The organism is Limnobacter sp. 130 (genome assembly GCF_902506325.1).
GTDB lineage: Bacteria > Pseudomonadota > Gammaproteobacteria > Burkholderiales > Burkholderiaceae_B > Limnobacter.
The window spans coordinates 755,948-773,895 of record NZ_LR732330.1; the positions used below are offsets into that span (position 1 = coordinate 755,948).

14 protein-coding genes are annotated in these 17,948 nt (G+C 51.7%); 8 read left to right on the forward strand and 6 right to left on the reverse strand.

Going from position 1 to position 17,948, the window contains the following annotated elements; genetic code table 11:
• Window positions 1-68 precede the first annotated feature (68 nt).
• The 3 genes from FRIGORI9N_RS12525 (at window position 69) to FRIGORI9N_RS12535 (ending at window position 6,919) form a co-directional block, all read left to right on the forward strand.
• A complete protein-coding gene (locus tag FRIGORI9N_RS12525; RefSeq protein WP_159571589.1) occupies window positions 69-3,395 on the forward strand; it encodes a PAS domain S-box protein in 3,327 nt (1,108 codons plus the stop codon).
• Between the two features lie 109 nt (window positions 3,396-3,504).
• Window positions 3,505-5,133: a methyl-accepting chemotaxis protein gene (locus FRIGORI9N_RS12530; protein WP_159571592.1), complete on the forward strand. Its 1,629-nt coding sequence runs from the start codon at window positions 3,505-3,507 to the stop codon at window positions 5,131-5,133.
• Window positions 5,134-5,239: 106 nt separating this feature from the next.
• On the forward strand, window positions 5,240-6,919 hold the full coding sequence (locus FRIGORI9N_RS12535) for a cation:proton antiporter (RefSeq protein ID WP_159571595.1): 1,680 nt from the start codon (window positions 5,240-5,242) through the stop codon (window positions 6,917-6,919).
• A 194-nt stretch (window positions 6,920-7,113) separates the two neighbouring features.
• On the opposite strand, the gene aceA is transcribed toward FRIGORI9N_RS12535, so the two are convergent.
• Window positions 7,114-8,430 carry an isocitrate lyase gene (gene aceA, locus FRIGORI9N_RS12540; protein ID WP_201301490.1) on the reverse strand — a complete coding sequence of 439 codons (1,317 nt, stop codon included), beginning with the start codon at window positions 8,428-8,430 and terminating at the stop codon, window positions 7,114-7,116.
• Here aceA and FRIGORI9N_RS12545 point away from each other — a divergent pair.
• Entirely contained in the window at window positions 8,429-8,626 is a 198-nt protein-coding gene (locus tag FRIGORI9N_RS12545; RefSeq protein ID WP_201301491.1) for a hypothetical protein, read from the forward strand. The genes aceA and FRIGORI9N_RS12545 overlap by 2 nt on opposite strands.
• Before the next feature lie 162 nt (window positions 8,627-8,788).
• Window positions 8,789-9,238, forward strand: a complete 450-nt coding sequence (locus FRIGORI9N_RS12550; RefSeq protein ID WP_159571599.1) for a hypothetical protein — start codon at window positions 8,789-8,791, stop codon at window positions 9,236-9,238.
• Between the two features lie 17 nt (window positions 9,239-9,255).
• On the opposite strand, the gene rraA is transcribed toward FRIGORI9N_RS12550, so the two are convergent.
• Together rraA and FRIGORI9N_RS12560 are read right to left on the reverse strand one after the other, a co-directional pair.
• Window positions 9,256-9,747 carry a ribonuclease E activity regulator RraA gene (rraA, locus tag FRIGORI9N_RS12555; protein ID WP_159571602.1) on the reverse strand — a complete coding sequence of 164 codons (492 nt, stop codon included), beginning with the start codon at window positions 9,745-9,747 and terminating at the stop codon, window positions 9,256-9,258.
• A gap of 81 nt (window positions 9,748-9,828) precedes the next feature.
• Complete coding sequence (locus tag FRIGORI9N_RS12560) at window positions 9,829-10,833, reverse strand: AraC family transcriptional regulator (RefSeq protein ID WP_159571605.1); 1,005 nt, start codon at window positions 10,831-10,833, stop codon at window positions 9,829-9,831.
• A 124-nt stretch (window positions 10,834-10,957) separates the two neighbouring features.
• Between FRIGORI9N_RS12560 and FRIGORI9N_RS12565 the strand changes: the two genes are divergently transcribed.
• Both FRIGORI9N_RS12565 and FRIGORI9N_RS12570 read left to right on the forward strand, forming a co-directional pair.
• Window positions 10,958-11,836, forward strand: coding sequence for a metal-dependent hydrolase (locus tag FRIGORI9N_RS12565; RefSeq protein WP_159571608.1), 879 nt, complete (start codon window positions 10,958-10,960; stop codon window positions 11,834-11,836).
• A 259-nt stretch (window positions 11,837-12,095) separates the two neighbouring features.
• A complete protein-coding gene (locus FRIGORI9N_RS12570; RefSeq protein WP_159571611.1) occupies window positions 12,096-12,785 on the forward strand; it encodes a hypothetical protein in 690 nt (229 codons plus the stop codon).
• Here the strand turns inward: FRIGORI9N_RS12570 and clpB are convergent.
• Window positions 12,760-15,348 carry an ATP-dependent chaperone ClpB gene (clpB, locus tag FRIGORI9N_RS12575; protein ID WP_159571614.1) on the reverse strand — a complete coding sequence of 863 codons (2,589 nt, stop codon included), beginning with the start codon at window positions 15,346-15,348 and terminating at the stop codon, window positions 12,760-12,762. The two genes, FRIGORI9N_RS12570 and clpB, sit on opposite strands and share 26 nt — an antisense overlap.
• Window positions 15,349-15,471: 123 nt before the next feature.
• On the opposite strand from clpB, the gene FRIGORI9N_RS12580 reads away from it, so the two are divergent.
• Window positions 15,472-15,996, forward strand: coding sequence for a hypothetical protein (locus tag FRIGORI9N_RS12580; RefSeq protein WP_159571617.1), 525 nt, complete (start codon window positions 15,472-15,474; stop codon window positions 15,994-15,996).
• A gap of 1 nt (window position 15,997) precedes the next feature.
• Here the strand turns inward: FRIGORI9N_RS12580 and hemW are convergent, their stop codons facing one another.
• Complete coding sequence (hemW, locus tag FRIGORI9N_RS12585; RefSeq protein WP_159571620.1) at window positions 15,998-17,317, reverse strand: radical SAM family heme chaperone HemW; 1,320 nt, start codon at window positions 17,315-17,317, stop codon at window positions 15,998-16,000.
• Complete coding sequence (gene rdgB, locus FRIGORI9N_RS12590) at window positions 17,318-17,947, reverse strand: RdgB/HAM1 family non-canonical purine NTP pyrophosphatase (RefSeq protein ID WP_159571623.1); 630 nt, start codon at window positions 17,945-17,947, stop codon at window positions 17,318-17,320.
• Window position 17,948 lies beyond the last annotated feature (1 nt).

Here is a 17,948-nt window from a genome sequence, read left to right on the forward strand (position 1 = left end):
GAATCGCTATGGGGTGATTTGCCCCCAACACACAGCACTCTTTTTCCACTTGCCACAGGCCTTCTTCGGTGACTACACGCAAAATCCGATATCAATGGATTCTGGCCGCAGCCATGCTATGCGTGCTTGGCTTGGCGTTGCTTGCGATGGCGGCGGCTGATCTTCGTCGTATCAATGATTCAGCCGAACAAAACACACGAACACAGCTCCGATTACTTCACGATATCTTGCATGACGAATTCAGTGCCATTGTGCGATCGTTTGATGAAACCACACACCAGTTGTCTGATCAGATTGGACTGAACAACACCAACAATATTCAGACACGACTGGAGTTGCTCAAGAGCGCACTTCCAGCAATGCAAGCCATTGTAGTCAGGGATGCTGCAGGCAATATTTTGGGTCAGACCGGTGAAGACGCTGAGTTGATGAGTAACAAGGCGACGTTTACACCGAATGCAAAACTGCTGCACAACGAACGGCTGGTGTCATTTTCCGAATCATTCACTGCAAACAAGCAACTTGTATTAATCATTAACTATCAGATCAAAACTGCAAGCGGTGAAACGCTGGGGATCATTCAAGGCAGACTTGATGTCCGATACCTTGAACGCAAGGTGACATCGCTTCAACTCGGCGAGCACATGCGCAGTGGGCTGGCCTACAAAGACGGTACCGTACTTCTCATCCAACCCGAATTCACCAAAATCCTGGGCAAACAACTGCCCTATTTCGAATCCTTTCGTGCACAAGCAAATTCTGCAGACGTGACGGGCAATTTGATTGAACACGGGCTGTTCAAGGATCACTACTTCGCTAGCCTGTCGCTTGCAAACTCGGAAGAATTAAATACACCAATTCCCCTTTACCTGATTACCTGGGCGGACGCGGCGCACATGAAAGCCCAGTGGCGAGAGCAAACCATCAGCTTGTTTTTGGGTTACCTGGCTTTTTGCATACTTGCCGTACTCATGATCAAAGCCAGCATGAACCACCAGGCTCAACGAATTCTGGCAAATGAAAAAGTCAAAGCAGACCAACAATTCAATGATGAACGTTTTCAATTGGCCACCGAAAGCGCAGGGATCGGTGTTTGGGAATACAACATTCAGGAAAAGTTTATTCGCTGGGACAGCGCTATGCGCAAAATTTATGGCGTGCAAGACAGCCAGGAATTGGTGTCCTACCGAGAGTGGTTGAATTACGTGGTGCCTGAAGACGTCAACACACTGGGAACAGTCTTGCTTGAGGCGTCCAGGAATCAAGATACGTTTCAATTCAACTTCAATATTCGACGCGCCAGCGATGGCCGGATTCGCCACATTCAGGCCCGTGCAAAAACCCATCGAAACGCCAAAGGCATTCCGTTCAGAATGATTGGAGTGAACGTGGATGTGACCGTGCAACGCCAATTTGAAGATGCATTGCGCGAGGCCGAAGCCCGATTCCGCGCCTCGTTTGAATGGGCGGCAATTGGCATGGCCATGCTGGACTTCAAAGGCCAGTTTTTGCAGGTTAACAAAGCATTGTCAGAAATTCTTGGATACAGCATGGAAGAATTGCTGGGGTTCAATTTTGATGCGATCACACATCCACAGGACACCAGGCAACACACCCATCTGGTGCGTGATGTGCTGAAGGGTCGGCGACACAATTATCAACTGGAGAAACGGTACATCCACAAAGACGGACATGTCGTGTGGGTTCACCTTTCGGTGTCGGCCGTTCGCAATGACAACGGGCGGGTGATTTACTTCATTTCCCAAATTCAAGATATTTCAGAGCGCAAGCGCAATGAAGCCACCTTGATTGAACGTGAACACTTTTTGCGCACCTTGTCGGAGTGCTTGCCAGGACTGGTCTCTTACTGGAGCACAGACTTGCGCTGTCATTTTGCCAACCGCAACCATGAAAAATGGTCAGACATTCCTGCTGACAAAATGCGCGGGCAGCACATGCGCAAAGTGCTTGGTGAAGAATTGTTCTTGCATGACCACCACTATGTATTGGGTGTGCTCAAAGGTGAAAAACAGCGGTTCGAGCGCAGAAAGGCCCTGCCCTCGGGTGGCCATGCCGACATGCTGGTGCATTTGATTCCCGATGTGCTGTACGGGAAGGTCGAAGGTTTCTTCTCGATTTCCACCAACATCACCGACTTCAAGGCTCAACAACGCGAGCTTGAACGAATCAACCATGTATTAACCGACCGTACCCAACAAGCAGAAGCCGCAAGCAAGGCCAAGGGCGCATTCCTGGCCAACATGAGTCACGAAATTCGTACGCCGATGAATGCGATCATTGGTTTGCTGCAATTGCTCGAGGACACAGACCTGCAAGCACGGCAACGCGACTACCTCAGCAAAATCGGTTCCGCTGCCGATGTGTTGCTGAATGTGCTGAACGATATTCTGGACATTTCAAGGGTTGAAGCCAACAAGCTGGAACTAAGCCGCAACCGTTTTCTGCTGGACCAGCTACTTACAAAAACCACCGACCTGTTTGCGTACAGGGCCGAGGAAAAAGCAATTCAACTGTATTGCACCAAAGACGCCAACTGCCCGGTCAGCCTGAAAGGCGATCGACTGCGTTTGGCTCAGATATTGAACAACCTGTTATCCAATGCACTGAAATTCACCGAGAAGGGGCGAATTCATTTGCAGGTACAAAGCGTGGCGGACGGCAAACAGTTGCAGTTCAGCGTAAAGGACAGCGGCATAGGCATGAACGAGGGGCAATGCGCAGCCCTGTTCCAACCCTTCAGTCAGGTCGATGACAGCTCATCGCGCCGCTACGGCGGTGCTGGATTGGGCCTGTCGATCTGTAAAAACCTGGTTGAGCTGATGGGCGGACGTATTTGGGTAGAAAGCAAGCCAGGGCTGGGCACAACCTTTCACTTCACAGTGGACTGTATTGAGCCCGAATTCAAAGTAAGGGCTGAGGACCAACAAGCCTTGAAATTGCAAACTCAGGACGCACCCGCTGACACTGGACCGGCCATTCCGCCGATGTTGAACAAGCTTGTATTGGTCGTCGATGACCACAAACTGAACCGCATGGTGGCCTCGGAAATGCTGAAGAAATGGGGGGCACAAGTGCACCTGGCAGAAAATGGCAAGGAAGCCGTGCAAGCCTGTATCACTGCACGCTACGACATGGTGTTGATGGACTTGCAAATGCCGGAAATGGACGGCTATGAAGCCACCGCCAGAATTCTCGAAGAGTTGGGCAATGCAGCACCACCCATCGTAGCCGTAACCGCATCGGCCAGTGAGCAGGACCGCATGGACATTCTGAACGCCGGCATGTGCGAACACGTTATTAAACCATTCAAGAAAGAGACCCTGATTCGGATACTGCTGGATATTCAAGGGCAGCAATCCACAGAATCGCTTTAGTTTCAAAGCACTCAAAAGGGGAATCCCCCAAAACTAGAGATACTTCACTTTGTAAACATTGGCGATACTTGCTCGACTACAACAAATAAACCACCACTAAGGAAGTGCCATGTTTAATACCATACGTGCCAAACTGGGATTTGGCTTTGCTATCGTGATTGCTCTGGGCCTGTTGACGGGCGCACTTGGGCTTTTGAATGCCAAGAAAATCATGGAAGGAGCCCAGGCCAATGAGCACACCCATGAGGTGCTGCGGGAAGTTAGTTTGATACGGGAAAACATGACCAACATTGAAACCGGCCAACGCGGCTTTCTGGTCACGGGATACCCCACTTACCTTGAGCCCTACACCGAAGGCAAAAAGGAAATTGACACGCACTTTGCGGCGGCGATCAAACTCACCTCAGACAACCCCGCACAAACCGAACGATTTAACAGCCTGCGAGAAATGTATTCGAACTGGTTGAAGTTTTCAATCGAGAAAACCATTGAACTGCGCCAATCACTCAACAATCAGGAAATTGATCAAACCGAGTTCATGAACCGATTCGTCTCCTTGTCGGGCAAGCCCATCATGGACAAAATGCGCGAGCTGATTGGACAGGTTGAACAAGAAGAATTGAATTTGCTGAAAGTTCGTACCCAAGCGGCCGAGACGACTTATCAAACAGCACTGTGGTCGGTGGCTGCCGCCCTGATTGCCAGCTTTTTGGTGGGTGTGTTTGCAACCATCAGTTTGGTCAAGCTGCTTCAAAACAAATTAGGCACTGCAGGCAAGCACATTAATGCTTTGGCCAATGGTGAGCTGAACAGCCCCATTAACCACCAGAACAAGGATGAAGTAGACCAGCTCTTGGCTGCACTGGCTACCGCACAAGGTAACTTGAGAAAGTTAATCGATGGCATTCGCCAATCTGCACTTGAGTTGAGCAGCAACGCGACACAGGTGAAAGAGTCTTCATCAACCATGGCCAATGCGGGTGTAGAACAGGCTGATGCCACCTCATCAATGGCAGCCGCCGTAGAGGAATTGACTGTCAGCATTTCACAAATTTCAGAGAATTCAAATGACGCCACCACCACTGCCAACGCAGCGCGTGAATCGGCCGACAATGGCATGGTGACTTTGGGTGAGGTGGTTGAGGGTATACAGCGGATTGCAGCATCAGTTCAAACCAGTGCGCAAGCAGTACAAACACTGGAAAAACAATCTGCAGATATTTCAGAGATTGTTTCGACCATTACCGAGATTGCAGACCGCACCAATTTGCTGGCCTTGAACGCCGCCATTGAAGCCGCCCGCGCTGGGGAACAAGGCCGAGGTTTTGCTGTGGTCGCCGATGAAGTTCGCAAATTGGCCGAGCAAACCAAAGGATCTACCGACCGAATTTCCAGCATGGTGTTTGAAATTCAGAACATCACGCAAGGTGCAGTCAAATCGATGGACACCTCGGTGCAATTGGTACAGGAAGGGATCGATCAAGCCGAAGTGGTGAACACAACCATACAGAAAATCAAGTCTGACTCTGACCGGGTTTCTGAGGCGATTGCCGCCATTGCGGTGTCCATGAAAGAACAATCGAATGTCAGCATCGAAATCAGCCGCAACGTGGAACGTGTTGCACAGATGACTGAAGAGAATACAGCTGCTGCCCAGCAAAACACTCAAGTGGCAACGCACTTGTCTGGCGTGTCGCTATCAATGATGAATGCAATCAAGGTATTTAAAACAGAATAAGACGCTTCTTGTTCGCAACTTCAGGGGGAAGTCCTTGTCTATGAGGTGAGTGCATTCTATATGTACTTGCTATCATTAGAACAATACCATTAGGACTGCCCCCAACATGCCCCATGACGTTTCCCTGATTGCCACATTGGCATTTGGCTTTGGCCTTGCGCTCATCTTCGGCTTTATCGCAGAAAAACTGAAAACGCCTGCCTTGCTGGGTTACCTGGTTGCCGGGTTCCTGATTGGCCCGGCCACACCCGGCTTTGTGGCAGACCCTGCGCTCACCAACCAGTTGGCTGAAGTGGGCGTGATGCTGCTGATGTTTGGTGTGGGCATGCACTTCTCCCTGAAAGACCTGTTGGCCGTCAAGAATATCGCCGTGCCTGGCGCCATTGTTCAAATGACGGCAGCCACGCTATTGGGCATGGGTGTGGCCCATTACTGGGATTGGCCCATGGGTCAAGGTCTGGTTTTTGGTCTTGCCTTGTCAGTGGCCAGCACGGTGGTGTTGCTGAAGGCATTGGAAGCCCGCGGCATGTTGACCAGTGCAAATGGGCAAATTGCAGTGGGCTGGCTTGTGGTTGAAGACCTGGCCATGGTGCTGATTCTGGTGCTGCTTCCCCCGCTGGCTGGTTTGTTGAAGGGCGGCTCGCTGGATCCAGAGACCAACCTGGTGTTTGAAATCGGATTCACTTTGGTGAAAGTCGCCCTGTTTGTTGGCTTGATGCTGGTGGTGGGCAAGCGGGTCATTCCGTGGATGCTATGGCACATCGCAAAAACAGGTTCTCGCGAATTGTTCACACTGTCAGTCATCGCTCTGGCCATCAGCCTGGCCTTCGTGGCGGCGGGCTTGTTCGATGTATCTTTTGCGCTGGGTGCCTTCTTTGCCGGCATGGTCATGCGCGAATCTGAATTAAGCCACCGCGCAGCCGAGGAATCCCTGCCCTTGCGTGATGCATTCGCCGTGCTGTTTTTCGTGTCGGTGGGCATGCTTTTCCAGGTCGACGTGTTATTTGAATACCCGCTGCGCGTGCTGGCTGTGGTGGCCATTATCGTGCTGGGTAAATCACTGGCTGCGGGTGCCTTGGTGCTGCTGTTTAAATACCCGCTCAAAAGCGCATTGGTGATTGCTGCCAGCCTTGCACAAATTGGCGAATTTTCTTTCATTTTGATTGGGTTGGGTTTGTACCTGGGCCTGGTCGACTTGCAGGTACAAAGCCTGGTGGTCTCGGGTGCAATCTTGTCGATTGCCTTGAACCCGGTCATCTTCTCACTCATCCCGAAATTGAACAGTGGCATGGTCAAACACTTTCAATGGGTTCGTAATTTGAATGCCCGTGGCCACACCATGGAAGAACTGCCACAGCAAACTGATGGCAAGTACCTGGGGGGTCATGTGGTTCTGGTTGGCCACACTGAACTGAGTAAACGAATCGCCAAATCACTGAAAAAGAAAAATGTAGCGCATGTGATCGTCGACACCAGCCGTGAGGTAGTGGCCAAGCTGAGAAAGAATGGCCTTGCAGCGGTTTCTGGCGAATATGCGGATCCTGTCACTTTGGTGCAAGCGCACACGACGAATGCCAACAGCCTTGTGATAGCCACTGGCGATACACCGGGACTGACCCAAATGATTGAGAACGCGAAAATGTTGAACCCCAGCATTCGAATATTTGTACAGGCGTACTCGAAAGATGAAAAAGAATTATTGGGTGCGCTTCAGGATGTTCATGTTTACCGCTGGGAAGACACGCTTTGCGACGCCATTGTTCACGACATGCTCAAGCACAAATAAAAAGCCCGGCAAGTTTCTTACCGGGCTTCAGCACTCGCTGTTGGGCCTTTTGTAAAGGCCCAGCAAGGGGAAAAATACTCTTGAATTGGTTTTTTGAGCTTGTCTCCTCTCCCCCCCTTAGTCGGTCAACCTATCCACCCCTCTTGGGGTGGGAGACTGCCAAGATTGCCGACAAATTCAGTTCAACCAGCAGATCAGTGGAACTGTTCTTCTTCTGTAGAGCCTTTCAAGGCTGTTACTGAAGAAGCACCACCCTGGATCACAGTCGTTACGTCATCGAAGTAACCTGCGCCAACTTCTTGCTGGTGAGATACGAAAGTATAACCTTGTTCGCGCGCTGCGAACTCAGGTTCTTGAACCATATTGACATAATGCTTCATGCCTTCGCCGTTGGCGTATGCATTGGCAAACTTGAATGTGTTGTACCAGTTAACGTGAATACCGGCCAATGTAATGAACTGGTACTTGTAACCCAAGGCTGACAGGTCTTCCTGGAAGGAAGCGATCTGGCTGTCGTTCAGGTTTTTCTTCCAGTTAAATGATGGTGAGCAGTTGTAGCTCAACAGCTTGCCTGGGTTCTTTTCCAGAACGGCTTGGGCAAATTCACGGGCAAAACCGATGTCGGGTGTACCTGTTTCACACCATACCAGGTCAGCGTAAGGTGCGTAGGCGATACCACGGCTGATGGCTTGTTCCAGACCATTCTTCACGCGGTAGAAACCTTCAGGAGTGCGCTCGCCAGTCAAGAATGGCTTGTCGTTTTCATCGAAGTCAGAAGTCAGCAGGTTAGCAGCTTCGGCATCAGTACGGGCCAGAACGATTGAGGGAACACCCATTACGTCGGCGGCCAAACGTGCAGAAATCAGTTTTTGAATGGCTTCAGCAGTTGGAACCAAAACCTTGCCACCCATGTGACCACACTTCTTCACAGCGGCCAATTGGTCTTCGAAGTGAACACCAGCAGCACCTGCAGCGATCATGTTCTTCATCAGTTCGTAGGCGTTCAAAACACCACCGAAACCGGCTTCACCGTCGGCCACGATAGGCAGGAAGTAATCGATTGCGTCGTCGGACTTCATTTTGCCGTCGCAAATGTTCTTCCACTGAATTTCGTCAGCGCGCTGGAATGTGTTGTTGATACGACGAACCATTTTTGGCACTGAGTCGTAAGCGTACAGAGACTGGTCGGGGTACATGGTTTCAGAGCTGTTACCGTCAGCAGCAACTTGCCAGCCTGACAGGTACACGGCTTCCAAACCAGCTTTGGCTTGCTGCATGGCCTGGCCAGCAGTGATCGCGCCGAACGCATTCACGTAGCCTTTCTTGGCTGTACCGTTTACTTTTTCCCACAGCTTTTCAGCACCGCGCTTGGCCAGTGTGTACTCTGGCTGCAGTGAACCGCGCAGACGTACCACGTCTTCAGCTTTGTAGCCGCGCTTTACCAGCTTCCAGCGGGGGTTGGTTTCCCAGTCTTTGTTGAGTTCTTGAACCTGTTGGTCAAAAGATTTCATGGTGATTTCCTTAGAGGCGATAGAGAAAAAAGAAAACGGTTCGCTTGATGGCCTACTTGCGGTGCCCTGCGTGTACAGCTTCGCGGGTATCACTTGGGCAAGTGGTGTCGATCAGGTGATGAGCCGTATCTTACAGATCATTTCGCAGAGCAACAAGAGTTATATCTTATACAAGACTTTTTTTCGTATCGTTTAAAATCAATCACTTAACTCTAATTAATCACGATGTGAAATACTTTTTCTCTAAATGAAAAAGAGGATGCACTCTAAATCATGCGGCGCAACCTTCTAAAAATGGTTCTTGTGAACATTTTGACCTTGCCGAACCACTCAATAAAAACATCAAACGGAAATGACGATGACTCGCTTGCTTGCCGCCCACATGATCGGTCAGAACCAATATGGCTTAATCTCGCCTACCTCGAGCCATGGCGATTCCATTCGGATCGGCACTACAGGGTGCGCGCTGTGCGTAGGCTTGGCTTTGTGGCGCGAATCGGATGGGAAAGCATTGGTGGCCCACATACAACCGGATCATCTCAGCAAAATTGAGGAGTCAGTCGACCGAATCTATCAACTGATCCCGAATCCCGGCAAATTCTTATGCGTCACTGCCGGCGTAGATCAAAGCACAGACAAAATCATTGCCTCATTGCTTAAAACGTATGGTGTGGAACCTGTCGTGAAAAAAGGCTACGATGAAATATCAATAGTTTCTAGCACCGGCGCAATACGGGTAAGTCGAACTTCGCTGATTCAAACCGATGAAACGAGGCCCCCGAATTTTTTCACCAGAGACCTGTCCTGAAACTGTCAGAGCAAAAATCAAACCAAAGCTGCATCTGAGATCAAAACGCCGTCTTCATCCGCATACACCCAATTGCCGGGGCGCACGGTGGTGAAGCTGAGCGCAACATCAATGTTCTCATGGCCAATACCCCGCTTCTGACTTTTCATGGGGTGTGTGGCCAATGCGCGAATGCCCACATCGCACTCATCCAGCTCCAGTGTGTCACGCACGCAGCCGTACACAAGAATACCTGCCCAGTTGTTCTTCTCGGCCAGCATCCCAAGGTTGCCACCGACCAGGGCACAACGCATGCTGCCGCCGCCATCGACCACCAATACTTTGCCTTGCCCGTCTTTCTCCAGGGCGCTGCGCACCAGCGAGTTGTCTTCGAACACTTTCAGGGTATGCGCCTGGCCCATAAAACTGCTTTTCAGGCCCCAGCTTTGAAACATGGGTTCAACAACACGCAATGTGCCCGCGGCAATTTTGTCTTCGTTTGCATCACAAAGGTCGGTGGTGGGGGTCATGGGAAGCTCCAAAATTAAATGCGATTATTGACAGCCAAAATTTAAACATGAAATACGGGCAGTAAACATGGTCGAAAGGTTTCAGTGCTGATTTCTGAACTCTCTGGGAGAGATACCCTGCCACTTGACAAAGGCACTGGTAAAGCTTCGCCGGTCTGAGTATCCAAGGTTTGCAGCAATGGTTTCGATGTCAAGCACCGAGCCTTTCAACATTTCGCAGGCCAGTTCATGACGCACAGCCCCTAGAATTTCAGCATACGACTTGCCCTCGCTTTTAAGCCTGCGCTGCAAGGTTCGTGGGTGAATGTGTAGCTCCTCGCCTATCACCTGTATTGGCTCACTCAGCATACTCAAGCGAGACTTCAACAGTCGCTTGATTTGTATTTCCAGCGTTTGCTCCTGCACATCAGGCAATAATCGGTCCAAAATTACGGCTTGCGCTTTGTGGTGCGCCGAAGGTATTCCGCCAGGCAAAGGCAAATCGAGTGCAGAGGAATGCACCACAAGGCGGTTGTTGGCCTGCTGAAACAGGACTGTGGTTTTAAGCACCTCTTGATAGGCGGATTCTTGGGTCAAAGGTGCATGGCGAAATTCAATTCGCTTGATCAAGTGTGATCCAGGGCTGAGAAGGTGAATGAACTTCAACACGGCCGACATGGCAGCCTCTACAAAACCGGGCAGGTCTTCGTTAACCCCAGTGTGGTCGGATACTTTGACTTCCAGCGCTGCCTCATCACCCAGATTCAGGGTTTTGAAATGCAAATTGGGATGCAGCAACTTGGGCGACCAATCCAGCACGCGCATGGCCTCTTGGGGGGTCGAGGCGCTGGTTACAAAAGTTGCTAATTCAGGCAAACCATCAAAATTGAATGAATCGCCAAACACCAAGGGAAAGTGGTGACTTGGTTTGCGTGCATCCACTGCCCCAAACAAGGAGTGAAAGCACTGCAACGACATTCGCCGCCGTGGATCGCCACTCATGTCGATTTCAAGTTTCAGCTCTTGCATGACACTGTTCAAATCAATGTCGCAGCGCCGCGCTGCGTTGGCAAGGCTTGCAAGCATTTGAAAATTGATGGTTTCCACCCTGTCTCCAGTATGTTAAATAATTCAGTTTGTCGTGAATTCTTCCTTATTTGTCATTTCAAATCATATCGTGTGCCGTGGTGATTCTGTAATCTTTATTCAAACGAAGCAGCAGGAGGCGGCAATGACAACCACATCGTTCAAAGAAGACATCGTAGTTCGCAAAGATCTGGACTTTGGGATTACCGACAACGACATCCCCAGATACTGGATGGACGGAGACGCATTCAAAACCCGCGTGATTGATGGCGTACAAATGAGTTTTCCGGACGGGGAACGTTACTTCATCTCTAGCGTGCGAAACTTCAAAGACAAAATCACCGATCCCGAATTGCTGAAAGCGGTCAAGGACTTTTCTTTTCAGGAAGGCCAGCATGGCAAGGTGCACACCGACTACAACAAACGCTTGAAAGAACAAGGCGTGCCGGTGGACAAAATGCTGCACGTGATCACCAAAATCATGAATCGCCGCCTGCAGGTGCTTTCCCCTGAATACAACCTGGCCATGACAGCTGCGCTTGAACATTTCACAGCGATGATGGCTGAAATGTTCTTTGCCCGCAAAGAAGTGATGGCCGGTGCAGACCCCCGCGTGCGCGCCATGCTGGCATGGCATGCTGTTGAGGAAATGGAACACAAAGCAGTGGCATTTGACGTGATGCAAAAAGTTGCCAAGGTAGGCTACTTCAAACGCAGCCTGGCAATGGCTCACGCCATGTTCAATTTCACGCTGCACACCTTGGTGTTCACCTGGATCATTTTGGGAACCGATGGATTCAAAGGCTGGACCCGGTTCAAAATGTACGCCAAGGGCCTGGTGTGGCTGCTGGGTCCCAAGGGCTTGTACAGCAGTTTGCTGCCCAAGTTGCTGAACTATTTCAAGCCAGGATTTCACCCCTGGCAAGACCCCACTGTGCACAACTACGGCGTGTGGCTGGAAACATTCAACAAGACCGGCAACCCGGTTGAGGCTGGCGAGGCGATGTACGCGGCCGCACACTAAGGCTTCGACCCAAGGCAATCATTCAGGGCAGAACTTTCTCGGCCCTGAATGACACCGACAGGTATTGAAGCTGCCAGGTAAATGCCAAGTGATATCCAATACGCCCAACGTCAATTCAAATTCCTCCTCCCCGGTAAACACTCAAAGTCAGCTCACAGGCAAGGCAATTTCGATTTCAGCAAAAGCCATTGCCAGTCAATTACAGCAAGATCAATCCGCCCAAACACTGCAAGAAGTCGACAGCGGAGGAATGCTCGCCATGCTGTCAAAATTTGGCAACTTCAAAGCCTTGCCAAGACTGCTGACAGCCATTGCATGCCCGGCCCGGGTAAAGCGTCACAACACCTCTGCCTGGATTACCGGAAAAATAAGCAACACGGATTACACCCTGGTACACGTTCCAATTGCAGCAATTCGGTCACAGCACAGCATTGATGGGGAAGCGATTGAAAAAACAGCGCAACGGGCAAGCCGCATTCTGGCTTGGATGAAAACCAACCCAACAGACAAAACAATTCATCTGGATGCCATGAACTTTCTGGCAGGCTCAACAGGCGCTTTGAAAATTGGTTGCGCAAGCGCCGATCGATTGATCACGCTCGACGGCGTTGGACGCCTTGAGGCCGTTCGACAAGCCAAGGTGGAATATTTAAAAGAAACTGGCCGGCCACACCCGCTGGAAAAAATTGAGTGCTACGCAGCCCGACTAAAAGAAGACGAGTACGAGAGCCTGTACAGAACCAGCAGCTACTTTCGCGATGAAGCAGGAAATCAACTCGACAAACCCGAGCACGACTTGGTGCCGTACTCTGGCCTGCCAAGGCTGGTTGCAGGCCAGGCACTTAACCTGGCCCGCCACTCGATTGAATCAAGCCTGCCGAGTTTTTCGGATAACTTCAGCAGGCAGATTCCCGACGATTACTTCAGTGCACCACACGTTCAAACGTAAATGCACCGTCCTTGAAATCCACGGGCACCACATCATTTGGACCGAACCGGCCTTCCAGAATCATCTTCGAAACGGGGTTCTCGATGATCTGCTGAATCGCCCGCTTCAAAGGCCTTGCACCATACAGTGGATCAAAGCCAGCCTTCACTACTTCAGCCAATGCTGCTTCGCTTACCTCTAGGCGCATGTCGCGGCTTGCCAAACGCTGTTGCAAACGATGCAACTGAATGCGTGCAATGTTGGCAATGTGCGCATTGTCCAGGGCATGAAACACCACCAATTCATCAACCCGGTTAATGAATTCCGGGCGGAAATGTTGCTTCACTTCTTCCATCACCGCGGCTTTGATCAACTCGCCGTCTTGCCCGGCCAAACGTTGAATTTCATGCGAACCCAGGTTGGATGTCATCACGATTACCGTATTTTTAAAGTCCACAGTGCGGCCTTGCCCATCGGTCAAACGACCATCGTCGAGCACCTGCAACAGCACGTTAAATACATCGGGGTGGGCCTTTTCCACCTCGTCCAGCAGAATGACGCTGTAAGGTTTGCGGCGCACAGCCTCGGTCAGATAACCGCCTTCGTCGTAACCCACGTACCCTGGAGGCGCCCCCACCAAGCGGCTCACCGTGTGCTTTTCCATGAACTCACTCATGTCAATGCGAACAAGGTGGTCTTCTGAGTCGAACAGGAAGCCCGCCAAGGCTTTGCACAATTCGGTTTTACCCACACCCGTGGGGCCTAAAAACAGGAATGAACCCAAAGGCTTGTTGGGGTCGGAAAGCCCGGCACGCGAGCGGCGAATGGCATCCGATACCAAGGTAACCGCTTCGTCTTGCCCCACCACACGCATGTGCAAGGCCGCTTCCATTTGCAGCAACTTGTCGCGTTCACCCTGCAACATTTTGCTGACCGGAATGCCCGTGGCTCGGCTCACCACTTCAGCAATTTCCTCGGTGCCAACTTGCGTGCGCAACAACCTGTTGGGTTTCTTCTCGCCACCCTCGTTGTCTTTCACATCGTTTAGTTTTTTCTCCAGATCAGGCAATTTGCCGTACTGAAGTTCAGACACCTTTTGCCAGTCGCCCTTGCGCTTCCACTGTTCAATTTCTGCGCGAATGTGATCAATTTCCTCTTTGATGGCTGCGCTGCCCTGCACTGCTGCTTTTTCACTTTTCCAGATTTCATCCAGGTCGGCGTATTCGCGCTCAAGGCGAACAATTTCCTCTTCGATCAAAGCCAAGCGCTTTTTCGAGGCCTCGTCTTGCTCACGCTTCACGGCCTCGCGTTCAATTTTTAATTGAATAATGCGGCGATCAAGCTTGTCCATTTCCTCGGGTTTGGAATCAATTTCCATCTTGATTCTGGCGGCAGCTTCGTCGATCAGATCAATGGCCTTGTCGGGCAAGAAGCGATCTGTGATGTAGCGGTGAGAAAGCTCGGCTGCGGCCACAATGGCGGGGTCGGTAATGTCCACGCCGTGGTGCAACTCATAACGTTCCTGCAAGCCACGAAGAATGGCAATGGTGCTTTCAACGCTGGGCTCGCCCACCAATACCTTTTGGAAACGGCGTTCAAGTGCGGCATCCTTTTCAAGGTATTTTCGGTATTCATCCAGCGTGGTGGCGCCAATACAGTGCAACTCACCGCGGGCCAGTGCGGGCTTTAACATATTGCCAGCGTCAATTGCGCCTTCGGCTTTGCCTGCACCCACCATGGTGTGAATTTCGTCGATAAACACAATGGTTTGGCCTTCATCGGCGGCCACGTCTTTCAACACGGCTTTCAAGCGTTCTTCAAATTCGCCCCGGTATTTTGCACCAGCCAACAACAGCGCCATGTCCAGCACCAACACCCGCTTGTTTTTCAAGGTATCGGGTACTTCGCCATTCACAATGCGCTGGGCCAAGCCTTCCACAATGGCGGTTTTACCCACCCCTGGCTCGCCAATCAGCACCGGGTTGTTTTTCGTGCGGCGTTGCAAAATTTGAATGGCGCGGCGAATTTCATCGTCACGACCAATCACGGGGTCAAGCTTGCCCTTGCGGGCACGCTCGGTTAAATCAATGGTGTATTTTTTCAAAGCCTCGCGCTGGCTTTCGCCATCAGCGCTGTCTACTGCAGCACCGCCACGCACCTGTTCAATGGCAGTGTTCAGCGACTGGGCATTCAAACCCGCTTCCTTCATCACCCTGGCCAAGCCTGTGCTGTCTTGCAAACAAGCCAACAAAAACAACTCGCTGGCAATAAACTGGTCGCCACGCTTCTGCGCTTCTTTGTCAGTCAAATTCAGGGCGGCTTGCAATTTGCTGCCAATCTGGATTTGCCCGGCATTGTTGGCCACTTGGGGCAGGTTGTTCACCTCGGCTTCAACGCCCTTGATCAGCACCTGCGGATTGCCACCTGCCTTGCTGATCACCCCGCGCACCGATCCTTCGCCCTGCTTGAGCATGGCCAACAACACGTGTGCAGGTTCAACAGTGGGGTTGTCTTTTCCCACGGCCAGGCTTTGGGCGTCGGCCAAAGCTTCCTGAAACTTGGTGGTGAGTCGATCTAAACGCATGTGTGCAAACCCTTCTTAACAATTTTGAGTCACAATACCCATGAACCGTATGTGTGGGCGAGCGTGGTGATTTCAAGATAACGCCAACACAAATGACTTGCACTATTTTTCAAGTACGCTGCCATGCAAATCAAACAACTCCAAGTAGCCTATGCGCCTGAACACGACCGTATATTGATGCGGATCAACTCGTCTGAAAATCAGGAGGTTCGGGTGTGGCTGACACGGCGCATGGTGCGCATGCTGATACCCAGCCTGGATGAAATGATGCAAAAGCTGTTGGCCAGCGACAGGCCGCTAAATGATGCGGGCCGCAAAGCACTGCTGGAAATGAGCCGGGAGGTGTCGCTGTATTCAGCCGACTTCAAAAGCCCGTTTCAGGACAAAAACACCACAACCCCCCTGGGTTCCGACCCGCTGCTGATCACTCAAATTGAACTTCGCCCCAGCGGCGAGGCGCACAACACCGACCTGGTGTTGAAGCTGGTGGCCGGCAGTGGCAAGGGGTTTGAAATGCGCATGGCCGAACAGTTGCAACACGGCTTTGCCGACTTGTTGATCAAAACATGTGGGCAAGCCGATTGGGGCCTGCATTTCAAGAGTGTGCCCAGCATTATCGAACGGCCTGAAACGCGCCATTTGAACTAAGCTAGCCAGTCAAAAACATTTCCTGTAGATCATTCAGGAAACGAAAGCCCAATTCGGTGGGTTTGAATACGCCGGGTTGGGTTTCAATCAAACCCTTGTCCAACGCCATTTTCAATGGTTTCTGCAAATCATTTAATGGTCTGCCACAGCGCTCTACAAACCAGCTTTCCGGCACACCATCGCTTAAACGCAAGGCGTTCAGCATGAATTCAAAGGGCAGTTCTTTCACAGCCAAGGTGCGTACTTCAAGGGGCTGCGCTGCGCCCTCCATTTCTTCCATGTAAGCCATCGGGTTGCGGTGACGGGTTTCACGTTCAATTCGGTTGGGGTAGCTGATTTTCGCGTGGGCCCCGGCACCAATGCCCAGGTAATCGCCAAACCCCCAATAGTTCAGGTTGTGCTGGCAACGATGCCCAGGTTTGGCAAAGGCTGAAATTTCGTACTGCTCAAAGCCTGCTGCCTTTGCTGCGTGGTGAACCGCCTCTTCAATGTCGATCAAAGTGTCATCGTCGGGCAACGGTGGCGGTTTGGCAGCAAACAGGGTGTTGGGTTCCATGGTGAGCTGGTACAGGCTCAAGTGGGAACTGTTCAGCGCCACGGCCTGCTCTACATCGGCCAGCGCCTGCTCCACATTCTGGTGGGGCAAGGCGTACATCAAATCAATATTCACTTCATCGAACAAGGCCACAGCACTGCGTACGGCAGCCACCGCCTGTCCGCTGTTGTGCACCCGGCCCAAGGCCTTCAAGTGAGAATCAGAGAAACTTTGCACACCGATTGAAAGCCGGTTCACGCCTGCTTTGCGGAACCCCTCGAACCGGGCTTGCTCGAAAGTACCCGGGTTGGCTTCCATCGTAATTTCGCCGCTTTGCGGCATGCCCAGGCGCGCACGCACCGCACCCAGCAACTCATCAATCAACTCGGGTGCAAACAAGGAAGGCGTGCCGCCCCCAATAAAAATGGAATACAGCTTTCGACCCCAAATTTTGGGCAACTGCTGATCAAGATCCGCCACCAGCGCATTGAGGTAGCGGCGTTGCAAGTCGAGTGGCAAGGATTCTGCAAACCCTTGTTCACCCGCGGCAGGCTGCATGTCAGCGTGAATGGGTATGCCCACTTCGCGCAGCTTGCTTTCCGGGGCCAGGTGGCTGTTGAAATCGCAATATGGACATTTGCGCACACACCAAGGCAGGTGAATATAAAGCGCCAGTGGTGGCATGGCGGCGAAACGAAGTTCGCTGGGCATGAACACGCGGCCAACAAGATTGCTGGCCGAGGTTGCCATGAAAGTTGGCTTGTCGTCGCCCTTGCCCTGTTCCATTTAGGCACCCACCTTCTTTAAACCCAGGCGCTGTTGCAACTCAACAAGCAAGGCCTGTGTGGCCTGCGCACGGTGGCTGAATCTGTTTTTCAATTCTTTGGGCATTTGCGCGGCAGTGCATTGGTGTTCAGGAAGCCAGAAATGCGGGTCGTAACCAAATCCATGTTCACCCTGCGGCACGTCGATCACTTCGCCCCACCACATTTTTTGGGCAATGGTGGGTGTGGGGTCGTCGGCATGGGCCACCCAAACCATGGCGCACACAAAATAAGCGCGCCGGTCTTCAACACCTTTAAGCTGTTCAACCAGGCAAGCATTGTTGTTGGCGTCGCTTTTTTCCTGCCCAAACAAAGTGGCATAGCGGGCCGACAACACACCTGGTGCGCCAGCAATGGCAGGCACGCACAAGCCAGAATCGTCGGCCAGCGCGGGGCGCCCGGTCAGGCGGCTGGCATGCCGTGCCTTGGTTAATGCATTTTCAACAAAGGTGTGAAAGGGCTCGTCCGCATCGGGAACGCCCAGTTCACCTTGGGCAACCCAGTTCACGCCCCAAGGGGCAAACAGGTCCTGAAATTCACGCAGCTTGCCTTTGTTGCCGCTGGCCAGCACCCATTCATTGTTCAATGCCATG